Source organism: Thiohalorhabdus sp. Cl-TMA (assembly GCF_041821045.1).
Taxonomy (GTDB): Bacteria; Pseudomonadota; Gammaproteobacteria; order Thiohalorhabdales; family Thiohalorhabdaceae; genus Thiohalorhabdus; species Thiohalorhabdus methylotropha.
This window is the reverse complement of sequence record NZ_JBGUAW010000004.1, coordinates 18,864-31,119: the sequence shown is the minus strand read 5'-3', so window position 1 is coordinate 31,119 and position 12,256 is coordinate 18,864. Positions and strand designations below refer to the sequence as shown.

The 12,256-nt window shown below is 71.0% G+C and carries 13 protein-coding genes and 1 riboswitch; of the genes, 11 read left to right on the top strand and 2 right to left on the bottom strand.

The features are described 5' to 3' along the window. Positions 1-47 precede the first annotated feature (47 nt). A riboswitch (cobalamin riboswitch) is annotated at positions 48-278 on the top strand. 107 nt (positions 279-385) lie between these two features. The 9 genes from ACERLL_RS06300 (at position 386) to ACERLL_RS06260 (ending at position 8,293) form a co-directional block, all read left to right on the top strand. After that, positions 386-2,215 (top strand): TonB-dependent receptor domain-containing protein, encoded by a 1,830-nt coding sequence (locus ACERLL_RS06300; protein ID WP_373655225.1) that lies wholly within the window; start codon positions 386-388, stop codon positions 2,213-2,215. Between the two features lie 11 nt (positions 2,216-2,226). Then, positions 2,227-3,105: an ABC transporter substrate-binding protein gene (locus ACERLL_RS06295; RefSeq protein WP_373655224.1), complete on the top strand. Its 879-nt coding sequence runs from the start codon at positions 2,227-2,229 to the stop codon at positions 3,103-3,105. Next, positions 3,102-4,106 carry a FecCD family ABC transporter permease gene (locus ACERLL_RS06290; RefSeq protein WP_373655223.1) on the top strand — a complete coding sequence of 335 codons (1,005 nt, stop codon included), beginning with the start codon at positions 3,102-3,104 and terminating at the stop codon, positions 4,104-4,106. The genes ACERLL_RS06295 and ACERLL_RS06290 overlap by 4 nt, the downstream gene beginning before the upstream one ends. Further along, positions 4,103-4,876 carry an ABC transporter ATP-binding protein gene (locus ACERLL_RS06285; protein WP_373655222.1) on the top strand — a complete coding sequence of 258 codons (774 nt, stop codon included), beginning with the start codon at positions 4,103-4,105 and terminating at the stop codon, positions 4,874-4,876. The genes ACERLL_RS06290 and ACERLL_RS06285 overlap by 4 nt, the downstream gene beginning before the upstream one ends. Positions 4,877-4,956: 80 nt before the next feature. Next, a complete protein-coding gene (locus tag ACERLL_RS06280) occupies positions 4,957-5,217 on the top strand; it encodes a DUF6364 family protein (RefSeq protein ID WP_373655221.1) in 261 nt (86 codons plus the stop codon). Then, positions 5,214-5,732: a bifunctional adenosylcobinamide kinase/adenosylcobinamide-phosphate guanylyltransferase gene (cobU, locus tag ACERLL_RS06275; RefSeq protein ID WP_373655220.1), complete on the top strand. Its 519-nt coding sequence runs from the start codon at positions 5,214-5,216 to the stop codon at positions 5,730-5,732. The genes ACERLL_RS06280 and cobU overlap by 4 nt, the downstream gene beginning before the upstream one ends. A gap of 131 nt (positions 5,733-5,863) precedes the next feature. Beyond that, positions 5,864-6,910 (top strand): nicotinate-nucleotide--dimethylbenzimidazole phosphoribosyltransferase, encoded by a 1,047-nt coding sequence (gene cobT, locus ACERLL_RS06270; RefSeq protein WP_373655219.1) that lies wholly within the window; start codon positions 5,864-5,866, stop codon positions 6,908-6,910. A 34-nt stretch (positions 6,911-6,944) separates the two neighbouring features. Continuing rightward, positions 6,945-7,553, top strand: a complete 609-nt coding sequence (locus tag ACERLL_RS06265; RefSeq protein WP_373655218.1) for a histidine phosphatase family protein — start codon at positions 6,945-6,947, stop codon at positions 7,551-7,553. Between the two features lie 2 nt (positions 7,554-7,555). After that, positions 7,556-8,293 (top strand): adenosylcobinamide-GDP ribazoletransferase, encoded by a 738-nt coding sequence (locus ACERLL_RS06260; protein ID WP_373655513.1) that lies wholly within the window; start codon positions 7,556-7,558, stop codon positions 8,291-8,293. Between the two features lie 6 nt (positions 8,294-8,299). On the opposite strand, the gene ACERLL_RS06255 is transcribed toward ACERLL_RS06260, so the two are convergent. Next, on the bottom strand, positions 8,300-9,757 hold the full coding sequence (locus ACERLL_RS06255; RefSeq protein WP_373655217.1) for a cobyric acid synthase: 1,458 nt from the start codon (positions 9,755-9,757) through the stop codon (positions 8,300-8,302). Between the two features lie 54 nt (positions 9,758-9,811). Between ACERLL_RS06255 and cbiB the strand changes: the two genes are divergently transcribed. Next, positions 9,812-10,717, top strand: a complete 906-nt coding sequence (gene cbiB, locus ACERLL_RS06250) for an adenosylcobinamide-phosphate synthase CbiB (protein ID WP_373655216.1) — start codon at positions 9,812-9,814, stop codon at positions 10,715-10,717. After that, positions 10,710-11,684 (top strand): threonine-phosphate decarboxylase CobD, encoded by a 975-nt coding sequence (gene cobD, locus ACERLL_RS06245; RefSeq protein WP_373655215.1) that lies wholly within the window; start codon positions 10,710-10,712, stop codon positions 11,682-11,684. Before cbiB ends, cobD begins: the two co-directional genes overlap by 8 nt. Before the next feature lie 22 nt (positions 11,685-11,706). Here the strand turns inward: cobD and ACERLL_RS06240 are convergent, their stop codons facing one another. After that, entirely contained in the window at positions 11,707-12,132 is a 426-nt protein-coding gene (locus ACERLL_RS06240; protein WP_373655214.1) for an EamA family transporter, read from the bottom strand. Positions 12,133-12,256 lie beyond the last annotated feature (124 nt).

The following is a 12,256-nucleotide window of genomic DNA, read 5'->3' as shown; positions in this document are numbered from 1 at the left end:
CTTATAGTTCCCTTTCTATCCGGACCAATGTCCGGATATGCACATTACGGTTTTACCCCGCCTCAGGTGTTCCGCGAGCTTGGCAGGCTCGCGGAATGAAACGGGAAGTCCGGTATGGCCAAGTCGGCCAAAGCCGGCGCTGCCCCCGCAACGGTAGGCGAGTGACGGGACGCCCCCAAGCCACTGCGCGACAGCGCGGGAAGGCGGTGGTCCCGGCGGTTCCGCATCGAATCCGCCAGCTCGCCAGCCCGGAGACCGGCCTGAGGTTTTGGCTACGGCACTGCGGAGGGCGGCGCCGGCGTGGACCTTCCGTATCCTTCCGTCCCGCCCTTTCGTCCTCCCACCGCTCCGTCGCCAAGTGCGGGTGCGCACATTGGGAGGCATCATGCGCAAGCTCACCCCCGGCCTCGCGGCCTGTACCGGATCCCTGCTGGCCCTGACGGGTACGCCCGCAGCCGGACAGACCGTGGCCGCCCTGGACGAGATCACCGTCACCGCCACCCGGACCGCCCAGACCGTGGACGATGCCCTGGCTCCGGTCACCATCATCGACCGCGAGGATATCGAGCAGTCCCAGGCGCAGGATTTCCAGGACCTGCTCCGTGGCCGGGTCGGCGTCGGCACGAGCAACCAGGGCGGATACGGCAAGCAGACCAACGTCTACCTGCGCGGTACCAACCCGGAGCATGTGCAGGTGCTGGTGGACGGCGTGGAAATGGGCTCCGCCACCGCCGGGCGTCCGGCCTGGGAGTACCTGCCCCTGTCTCAGGTGGAGCGGGTGGAGGTGGTCCGCGGACCGCGCTCCAGCCTGTACGGGTCCGACGCCATCGGCGGCATCGTGCAGATCTTCACCAAGGAGGGGGAGCCGGGCATCCATCCGTATGTATCGGCGGGGGCGGGCTCCAACCGGACCCGCAAGGCCCGGGCGGGCGTTTCCGGTGCCGCCGGGGACTTCCACTATGCCCTGAACGGCGGCTATTTCCGTACGGAGGGGTTCGATTCCTTAATCGGCAATGAGCCGGACGACGACGGCTACCGCAATGCCAGCGGGAGCCTTCGGATCGGGTACGATCCGGGCGGGTTGCTCGGCGTGGACGCCTCCTTCCTGCGCGCCGAGGGCGAGAGCGAGTACGATCGGGCTGCAGGATTCGGCGGTCCCAACGAGACGGAGTTCGTGGAGCAGGCGGCGAATACCACCTTTACCCTGCGTCCCGCCCATATCTGGACGGCCCGCCTCAAGCTGGCCGAAAGCCGGGACCTGCAGGACAATTTCTCCGACGGCGTGGCGGGGGACACCTTCGACACCATTCGCCGGCAGGCCAGCCTGCAGAACGACCTGGCGCTCGGCGCGGACCAGCTGTTGACCCTCGGTGCCGACTATCAGCGGGACCTGGTGGACAGCACCAATGATTTCACCGAGGACGCCCGCTGGAACTACGGGGTGTTCGCCCAGCACCAGGCCCGGTTCGGCAGCCACGACCTGACCGCCAGTGTCCGGCGGGACGAGAACGAGGCCTTCGGCGCGCATACCACCTGGAACGCCGCCTGGGGCTACCAGATCGATGCCGTCTGGCGGGCCACCGCCAGCTACGGCACCGGTTTCCGGGAGCCCACCTTCAACGACCTGTACTATCCCGATGTGGGCTATTTCGAGGGCAACCCCGACCTGGAGCCCGAGAAATCGCGCAGCGCGGACATCGGGCTGGTCGCCACGCCGGACTGGGGCCGGGTGGAGCTGCACGCCTTCCGCACCGATATCGACGATATCCTCGTATTCAGCGGCACCCGGATGCAGAACCTGGACGAGGCTCGGATCACCGGGGCGGAGGTGGCGGTGCGCACCGATCTGGGCCCCTGGCGGGTAAGCACCGATGTTACCCTGCTCGATCCCATCGACGAGGAGACCGGCAACCTCCTGCCGCGACGCAGCCGCAGTTCGGCCCGGATCGATGCCCGGCGCACCTTCGGGCCGGTCACCGCCGGCGCCCAGTGGATCGCCCAGGGCTATCGCTACGATGATGCGAGCAATGACACCCGGCTTCCCGGCTACGGCCTGATCAACCTCTACGGCTCGGTGGCCCTGGGCGATTCCTGGAAGGTGAACGCCCGCGTGGAGAACCTGTTCGACAAGGACTACCAGGAGATCGCCGACTACCGCACCCGGGGCCGTTACGGGGTGGTGGAGCTGAGCTACGCGCCCGCGGGCGGGGTGTGAGGGAGCGCGGGATGTCGGGTGGCCGGAAGGGCTTGGCGATCCTCGCGGTACTTCTGGGCTGCCTTGCGGGGACGGCCCGGGCGGCGCCCGAGCATCCCACCGTCGCCTCCATCAACGCCTGTACCGACCAGCTGGTGCTCAAGCTGGCGGACCCCGAGCAGGTGCTCACCGTCTCCGAGTACGGCCGCAGTCCCTCCTTTTCCTACATGGCCGAGGCGGCGGCCCGCTACCCCGTGAACCACGGCCACGCCGAGGAGGTGCTGGCCCACGATCCGGATCTGGTGATCTCCGGTCCCTACACCAACCGGGAGACCTCCCGGCGCTTGGCGACCTTCGGCTATTCGGTGGTAACCCTGCAGAGCCCCGATACCTTTCCGGGCATCCGGGCCAATATCCGCAAGCTGGCCGGGCTGCTGGGCCACCCGGAGCGGGGGGGGCGCCTCATCGAGCGGATGGACCGCACCCTGGCGGCGGTGGCCGAGCGGCTGCCCCCGGAGGAGCGCCGACTCCGGACGCTCGCGCTGCGTCCCAACGGGGTGACGGTGGGGAAGGGCTCCCTGCTGGACACCATCATGCACAAGGCGGGCCTGAAGAACCTGGGCCGGGCGCTGGGCGCCGGCTCCTACCGTGAGGTGCCCCTGGAGCATCTGGTGCGCACCCGGCCGGACATGCTCATTCTCGCGGCCTTCGCCGACGGTCAGCCCTCCCTGGCGCAGGGGATCCTGCACCACCCCGTATTCGACGCGCTGGAGACGGAGCGGCAGCCGGTCTGGCTGCCGGGACGGCTGTGGACCTGCGGTGGCTGGTTCAACGCGGAGGCGGTCGCCCGCCTCGCGGAGCACGCCTACGGCATCCGGGTGCCGGATCCCGAGGAGAGGACGGTTCAATGACGATTCAGGCAGCGGGCCGCTCCTGGCTGTTGGCGACGCTTGGCGCGGTCCTGGCGGTGCTGGTGGCGGGCAGCCTCATGCTGGGCTACGTGGCCATACCGCTTACGCAGGTGTGGGCGGCCCTGTTCGCGCAAGAGAGCACTCCGCATTCCCTCATCGTCCAGGAGCTGCGCCTGCCTCGCACCCTGCTCGGGGTGGCTGTGGGGGCGAGCCTCGGCATCGCCGGGGCCGGCCTGCAGGGGCTGCTGCGCAACCCCCTGGCGGAGCCCGGCGTGCTCGGCATTTCCAATACGGCGGCGCTGGGCGCCGTGGCCACCATCTACACGGGGATCGCCGCCTCGGTGCCCCTTGCCCTGCCGGCCGCGGCCATGGCCGGAGCGCTGCTGAGCATGCTGGTGCTCTACGGCCTGGCCGGCCGCGAGGCCAACGTCCAGACCCTGATCCTGGCGGGCGTGGCCATCTCCAGCCTGGCCGGCGCGTTGATCTCCGTGGCGCTCAACCTGGCGCCGAGCGCCCACGCCACCACGGAAATCCTGTTCTGGCTGCTCGGCTCGCTGGCCGATCGCGGCATGAACCACGTGCAGTGGGGTCTGCCGTTCATGGCGGCCGGCGTGGCGCTGCTGCTCTCCGCGGGCCGCGCCCTGGACGCCCTGAGCATGGGGGAGGAGACGGCCCGCAGCCTCGGCTTCAACCTGAATGCCCTGCGCTTCCGGGTGATCGCCGGTGCCACCCTGGCCGTGGGTGCCGGCGTGGCAGTGAGCGGCAGCATCGGCTTCGTCGGGCTGGTGGTGCCCCATCTGCTGCGGCCGCTGGTGGGCTATCAGCCGGCCCGGCTGCTGCCGGCGAGCGCCCTGGGCGGCGCCATCCTGCTGCTGCTCGCGGACATGGGCCTGCGCCTGGCGAGCGGCCAGGTGGACCTCAAGCTGGGCGTGGTCACGGCCCTGGTGGGGGCGCCGTTCTTCCTCCACCTGGTGCTCAAGACCCGGAGGATGACTATATGACGCTAGAGGCCCGCGACCTGACCCTGGAGCAGGGCAGCAGGACGGTGGTGCACGGGGTGAGCCTGGACCTGGAGCCTGGGCGGGTGGCGGGCATCCTGGGGCCCAATGGGGCGGGCAAGAGCACCCTGCTGCGGGCCCTGGCCGGCCTCCATGCCCCCGCAGGGGGCGAGGTGCGCCTGAACGGCGAGCGGCTGAGTCGCCTGCGCGGCCACGACCGGGCCCGGGAGCTGGGCTACCTGCCGCAGGCCGCCACCGTCCACTGGCCGCTATCCGTGGAGCGGGTGGTGGCCCTGGGCCGTCTGCCTCACCTCGGCCCCTGGCAGCGCCCCGGGGCGGAGGATGGTTACGCGGTGGACCGGGCGCTGGCGGCCACCGGAGTCGAGGGGCTCCGTCATCGCCCGGTCACGCAGCTGTCGGGCGGCGAGCGCGCCCGCGTCCTGCTGGCCCGGGTGCTGGCGGGGGAGCCCTCCACGCTGCTGGCGGACGAGCCGGTGGCCGGCCTCGATCCCTACCACCAGGTCCACTTCATGGAGCTGGTGCGGGACTATGCCGGACAGGGACGCACGGTGGCCCTGGTGCTGCACGACCTGAACCTGGCCGCCCGCTTCTGCGACCGGCTGTACCTGCTGGACGAGGGCGCGCTGGTGGCCCAGGGGACGCCCCGGGAGGTGCTGGACCCGCGCCACCTCGGCGAGGTCTTCGGCATCCGGGCGGTGTACGGCGAGCAGGACGGCGAGCCCTACGTGGTGCCGTGGGGACGCGCTTTGTAGAAAATTGGAACCTTAACTCGTGCTCCAATATGCACGAAGCTGGTAGAACGATGAAAATCGTGCAGCATGAGGGCCGTGCCATGAAAAACGTAACCATCTCCCTGGACGAGGAAACGGCACATTGGGCCAAGGTCTGGGCGACGGAGCACGACACGAGCGTTTCCAAGCTCGTGGGGGACCTGTTGCAGGAGCGCATGCAGGAGGACGCCGAATACCGGGGGATCATGGAGCGTTTTCTTACCCGCGAGCCCCGCAAAATGCGCTCAAGAAGGGCAGGAGCTGATGGGAATCCGGGTCGTGAACCCCTGCGTCCAAGGCCCGGAAAGCGTCTAGGACGATGAATCACCTCATCCTGGGCGGCGCCCGGAGCGGCAAGAGCCGGCTGGCCGAGGAGCGGGCCGCGGCTGTGGGCGCCGGCGGGGTAGTCTACGTGGCCACGGCGACGGCGGGGGATGGCGAGATGGCGGAGCGCATCGCCCGGCATCAGGCCGATCGACCGCCCGAGTGGGGCCTGGTGGAGGAGCCGGTTTCCCTGGGGCGAGTGCTGCGGGAGGAAGCTCGGCATGGCCGCTGCCTGCTGGTGGACTGCCTGACCCTGTGGCTCAGCAACCTCCTGACTGCGGGCGAGGAGACCCTGGCGCGGGAGCGGGCCGATTTCCTGGCAGCCCTGGAGGTGGTTACCGGCGACGTCCTGCTGGTGAGCAACGAGGTGGGGCAGGGCGTGGTACCGGCGGATCCGCTGTCCCGGCGGTTCGTGGACGAGGCGGGCCGCCTCCATCAGGCCGTGGCGGCCCGCTGCGAGCGCGTGACCTTCGTGGTGGCGGGGCTGCCCTGGGCCTTGAAGGGGCCGGCGTAGACTACCGGCCGCACAGTCCTTTTCGACATGTCGTGGCCGGAGGCCGCTCCCCCTAAACACCTCTTACCCGTGTAAGGCCGGTAGGGGAGCGGTCCCGGCCGCGAGGGAATGGCACGACAGCAAGGATTTCCATGATCGATTCCTGGTACCACCGGCCCGTGGCCGCGATCGACGACCAGGCCGCTCGGGCAGCGCTCGAGCGTCAGGCACAGCTCACCAAGCCGCCCGGATCCCTGGGCCGCCTGGAGGAGCTGGCCGTGCGCCTGGCGGGCTGGCAGGGGGTCGCGCAGCCGGTGCTCGATACGGTCTGGATCACCGTATTCGCCGCCGATCACGGCGTGGCCGAGGAGGGGGTTTCGGCCTTCCCGCAGGCGGTGACCACCGAGATGATCCGCAACTTCAGCCGGGGCGGCGCCGCGGTCAGCGTGCTGGCGCGGGAGGCGGGCGCCCATATGGAGGTGGTGGACCTCGGTGCCGTGGAGGCGCCGGGGCCGCTGCCCGGGGTCCATTCCGCGCGGATCGCCGCGGGAACCGCCAATCTGCGCCGTGAGCCCGCCATGACGGCGGAGGGGCTGGAGGCCGCGCTGGCCGCCGGCCATGCCGCCGTGGACCGGGCAGTTGCTGAGGGCGCGCACCTGTTCGTCGGCGGCGAGATGGGCATCGCCAACACCACCGCCGCAACGGCTGTGGCCTGCGCCCTCACGGGGCGGGATCCGGAATCCCTGACCGGGCCCGGCACCGGGCTGGACACCGAGGCCGTGGACCGCAAGGCCGGGGTGATCCGCGAGGCGCTGGCGCTGCAGATTCCGGACGGCGCCGATCCCGCCGAGGTCCTGCGCAGGCTCGGCGGCTTCGAGGTTGCCGCCCTGGCGGGGGCCTACATTGCCGCCGCGCAGGCCGGCACACCGGCGCTGGTGGACGGCTTCATCGCCAGCACCGCGGCGCTGGCCGCAATCCGCCTGAGTCCGGGGGTGGCCGATTGGCTGCTGTTCGGCCACTGCTCCGCGGAGCCGGGCCACGCGGCGGTCCTGGAGGCGCTCGGCGCCGAGCCCCTGCTCGCCCTGGACATGCGGCTGGGCGAGGGCAGCGGCGCGGCCACGGCCGTACCGCTTTTACGACAGGCCGTGTCCCTGCACAATCGAATGGCTACCTTTGAAGAAGCCGGTATCTCCTCCTGAGGACCGAGGAATCGCCATTAGCCCAGAGGGAGCCATGAATCAGTCCGGAACGGTTGTTGACCTGATCCGCCACGGAGAGCCCGAGGGCGGCCGCATGTTCCGCGGCCGTACCGATCATCCATTGAGCGACAAGGGCTGGGGCCAGATGCGGCTGGCCTCGGCGGGGGAGGAGGGCTGGGAAGCGGTGGTCTCCTCGCCGCTGCTGCGCTGCAGCGAGTTCGCCCGGGACCTCGCCCATGCCCGCGGTCTCCACCTGCAATACGAGCCCCGCCTGCGCGAGATGGACTTCGGCGAATGGGACGGGCGAACCGCCGAGGATGTGCTCGCCAACGGTCCGGGCGACCTGAGCGCCTTCTGGGCGGATCCGCCCAACGCCCAGGCCCCGGGCGGCGAGGCGCTAACGGATTTCGCCGAGCGCGTCCTGGCCGGCTGGGAGGACATCGTCCGGACATACACCGGCCAGCACGTCCTGGTGGTGGGACACGGTGGCGTCATGCGGGTGCTGATCGCCCATGTCCTGGGCATGCCGCTGGAGAACCTGTTCCGCATGGAGGTGGGCTACGCCTGCCGGACCCGCATCCGGGCCCATGCCGACGGCGAACAGATCACCGCCCGACTGGTGGCGCACGGAGTGATCGTCTGATGCTGGTACCGCTGCGGATCGCCATTCAGCTTCTGACCCGGATCCCGGTGATCGTGCCCGAGGAGGTCGCGCCGGAGGACTGGGGCCGCTCCGTCCTGTTCTATCCCGTGGTGGGCCTTCTCATCGGCCTCCTGCTGCTCGGCGCTGCGGCGCTCCTGGGCGCGGACCACCCGGGGCTCACCGCCGCACTGGTGGTGGCGCTGTGGCTGCTGGTTACAGGGCTCCTGCACGTGGACGGGCTCGCGGACAGCGCCGATGCCTGGCTCGGCGGCCACGGCGACCGGGAGCGCACGCTCGCGCTCATGAAGGATCCCACCACCGGTCCCGCGGGCGTGGCGGTGTTGGTCCTGATGCTGGCCGTCAAGGTGGCGGCGGTGGCGGCCCTGATCCGGACCGGCGGCACCATCGGCTTGGTGGCGGCTCCGCTGCTGGCCCGGGCCGGGAGCGTCTGGCTGCTCCTGACGCTGCCCTACGTGCGCTCCCAGGGCCTCGGTGCCGGCCCGGCCGAGCACCTGTCCGTTCGCTGGGGCTGGGGGGTCTTCGTCGCCGCGCTGCTGGTGGGCCTGCTCCTCACCGGGGGCATCGGCTTCGCCGGTCTGGTGACCGGGGCGATCGTACTGATCTTCCTACGCTGGATGATGGAGCGCCGCCTGGGCGGCCTGACAGGGGATACCATCGGTGCCGCCATCGAGGTGGTCGAGGCGGCATTCCTGGTGGGCCTGGTCTACGCGGTGGGCTAGGGTCTCCTATAGGCCCAAGCAGCGCCGCAGCGGTTCGGTCCACAGGTGAGCGTCCACGGCGTCGGCCAGGCGCTCGATGCCGCCCTCGCGCAGGGCGTCGTAGTCCACCGTTTCCGGGTCGGTCAGCCCGGCCCAGCGCAGCAGGGCGGCGCAGGCGGCGCTGTCGTCGAAGAGGCCGTGCAGGTAGGTGCCCCGCACCCGGTCGTCTTTGGATCGGGCGCCGTCCGTGCCGTCGGCCCATTCCGCCAGGGGCCGCTCCAGGTCCGGTCCCCGGGAAATGCCCATGTGGATCTCGTAGCCGGCTACCGGTGCCTCCTCCAGCGCCAGACGGCCCCGGACGCGGGTGAGGTGCTTCTCCGGTGCGAGGGTGCTCTCCAGGTCCAGGACGCCGAGGCCCGGCGCGGAACCGGGTGCCCCTTCGAGGCCGTCCGGGTCGTGGAGGGTCCGGCCGAGCATCTGGAAGCCGCCGCAGATACCGAGCACCCGGCCGCCGTAGCGCAGATGGCGCTGGATCTGCGGCTCCCAGCCCTGTTCGCGCAGCCATTCCAGGTCGTCCCGCACGCACTTGGAGCCGGGCAGGAGGATCAGGTCGGCCCCCTCCAGCTTCTGGCCGGGCCCGATGACCCGCAGATCCACCTGCGGATGGTGGCGCAGGGGGTCGAGGTCGGTGTGGTTGCTGATCCGTGGCAGGGCGGGCACGTGGACGCGGAGCGCGTCAGCCGCCGCGCTGGGTGCGGGAGCGCCGGCCATTCGGTCCTCGGCCTCCAGGTAGAGGCCTTCCAGATAGGGTAGGACCCCCACCACCGGAATGCCGGTGTGGTCCTCCAGCCAGTCCAGGCCGGGATCAAGCAGGCCCTTGTCGCCCCGGAACTGGTTGATGACGAAGCCCGCCAGACGGGCGCGCTCGGAGGCCGACAGCAGCTCGTCGGTGCCCACCAGCTGGGCGAAGACCCCGCCCCGGTCGATGTCCGCCATGAGCAGCACCGGGCAGTCCACCGCCTCGGCGAAGCCCATGTTGGCGATATCGTGCTCGCGGAGATTGATCTCGGCAGGACTGCCGGCGCCTTCCACCACCACCACGTCGAATCGCTCGGCGAGCCGGGCGTGGGCGGCGAGCACCGCCTCGCGGGCGGTCCGCTTGTAGCGGTGGTAGTCGAGGGCCTCCATTGTGCCCACGGCGTGGCCGTTGACGATCACCTGGGCCCCGGTGTCGGTGTTGGGCTTGAGCAGCACCGGGTTCATGTCCGTGGCGGGCTCGAGACCGGCGGCCTGGGCCTGCACCGCCTGGGCCCGGCCGATCTCGCCGCCGTCGGCGGTAACCGCGCTGTTGAGGGCCATGTTCTGGGGCTTGAAGGGGGCCACGCGCACGCCGCGGCGCTGGAGTGCCCGGCAAAGACCGGTCACCAGGGCGCTCTTGCCGGCGTCGGAGGTGGTCCCCTGAATCATGAGGGTTGTGGCTGGCATGGACGGATTGTCGCATACATCTCGCCGCGCTTCGCGGGCCGGGAGGCCGAGGGGATGACCCTGCTGGCGGTGGTGCTGGCCGGGCTCCTGCTGGATGCCCTGCTCGGCGATCCGCGGCGCCGGCATCCGCTGGCCGCTTTCGGCGCGCTGGCGGCCAGGGTAGAGCGGCGTCTGAACCGGGGCGCCGGGCGTCGCTTTCGCGGCCTGGTGGCCCTGCTCCTGCTGGTGCTGCCCTTCGTGCTGGTGGCCTGGTGGCTGGGACGGCTCCCGGTGGCGGGTCCGCTGCTGGCCGTCGTTCTGTTCTATCTCGCCTTCGGGGGGCGGAGCCTGGCCGAGCACGCCCGGGCGGTGGCAGGACCGCTCGCCGCCGGCGATCTGGAGGCCGCCCGGCGGTCCGTAGGCCTTCTGGTGAGCCGCGACACGGAGCGGATGAGCGGCGCGGAAGCGGCCCGGGCGACGGTGGAATCGGTGCTGGAGAACGGCAGCGACGCGGTGTTCGCGAGCCTGTTCTGGCTGCTGGTCCTGGGACCCGGCGGGGTGGTGCTGCACCGACTGGTGAACACGCTGGACGCCATGTGGGGCTATCGCACGGCGCGGTTCCGGGGCTTCGGCTGGGCGGCGGCGCGCCTGGACGATCTGTTGAACGCCCCGCCGGCGCTGCTCACGGCCCTGACCTACAGCCTGCTGGGCCGCACGGGTGCCGCCCTGCGGAGCTGGTGGACGCAGGCGGGGACCTGGAAGAGCTGGAACGCCGGCATGGTTATGGCGGCGGGTGCCGGGGCCCTCGGGGTGCGCCTGGGCGGCGCGGCCGCCTATCATGGCGCCGCGGAGGCGCGTCCCCCGCTCGGAGAGGGCGGCGAGCCGGACGCGACGACCATCCATGCCGCGGTGGCCCTGGTGCGGCGGGGCGTGGCGCTGTGGGTGGGGCTCCTCGCCGCGGGAGTGCTGGTCCTTGATTGAGCACGGCGGCGATCTCAAAGAGGCCCGGCGTCGCCACGGCGAGCCGCGAGGCGGTTGGGTGGACCTGTCCACCGGCATCAATCCCCGCGGCTATCCGGTTCCGGCGGTGGACGAGCACGCCTGGCACCGCCTTCCGGAGGGCGACGACGGCCTCCTGGAGGCGGCGGCCGCCTACTACGGTACGGCGGAGCTGCTTACCGTGCCCGGATCCGAAGCCGCCATCCAGCTGCTGCCCCGCCTGCGCCGGCCCGGCAGCGCGGCGGTGCTCTGGCCCACCTACGGGGAGCACGCCTGGCGCTGGGCGCGGGCCGGTCATCGCGTGGAGCGGCCCCGCGCCGCGGACCTGGAGGCGGCGTCCCGGAGCGCCGACGTGCTGGTGGTCACCAATCCCAACAATCCCGACGGACAGCGGTTTCGCCGCGAGGAGCTGCTGCGCTGGCACCGCAACCTGTCGGGCCGCGACGGGTGGCTGATCGTGGACGAGGCCTTCGCCGACGTGGCCCCCGAGCACAGCCTGGCCGCGGAGGCGGGAAGGCCGGGTCTGCTGGTGCTGCGCTCGCCGGGCAAGTTCTTCGGGCTGCCGGGGGGCCGGGTGGGCTTCCTGGCCGCCGAGGCCGCGGTGCGGCAGGCCCTGGCCGAAGAGCTTGGACCCTGGCCCGTTTCCGGACCGGCCCGTACGGTGGTCCGAGAGGCCCTGGCGGACGGGGCCTGGCAGGCGGCGGCCCGGCAACGATTGGCGGAGGAAGGGCAAGCGCTTTCCGCGCTGCTGGCGGAGGCCGGTTGGAGCCCCGCGGGCGGGACGCCGCTGTTCCAGTGGCTGCCCGGAGGGGCTTCCGCGGAGCGCCATCGCCTACTGGTCGAACGGGGACTCTGGACCCGCCTGTTCGCGGAGCCCGCCGGGCTGCGCATCGGGCTGCCCGGGGAAGCGAAAGGTTGGGTCCGCCTGCGTGCGTCCCTGGGCATGTAAAGGTCGTCGGGCGCCTGCTCGATTATTGGCTGGTTAGCAGCACCACGCCGCCGGTGACCATGAGCAGCCCCAGAACATGGACCCACTGGAAATGCTCCTTGAGGAAGAAGACCCCCATGAGGGCGCCGAAGGCCACGGAGCCGCCGATGATGATGGGGATGCCGATGGCGGCGGGGACGCCCCGGGAGAAGACGAAAAAGGAGGTGATCTCCGCGAGGCCCACGAACAGGCCGGCCAGCACGGCGAACAGAAAGCCCTTCGAGGAGACCTCCAGGGAGGCGTGGGTAAAGCGCAGGTAGCCCAGTATGACGCCGCCCACTAGGGCCGCGACTATCTGGAGGACCAGCGCGCCGACGATCTGGTTGATGTGGCCGGAGGCCACCTTGATGAAGACGTTGTAGGCGCCATAGAAAAAGGCCGTAAGCACGGCCAGGAGGATCCAGTTCATGGGCCGCCCTTCCCGGGATGGAGCGTCTCGAGGGATCGGTTCGGGAATCAACCGGAGGTCGAGGGGCAGGGTGCCCGGCCCTCCTGGCGGGCACAAACCAACGGGACCCGGGGTAGGCCACGAG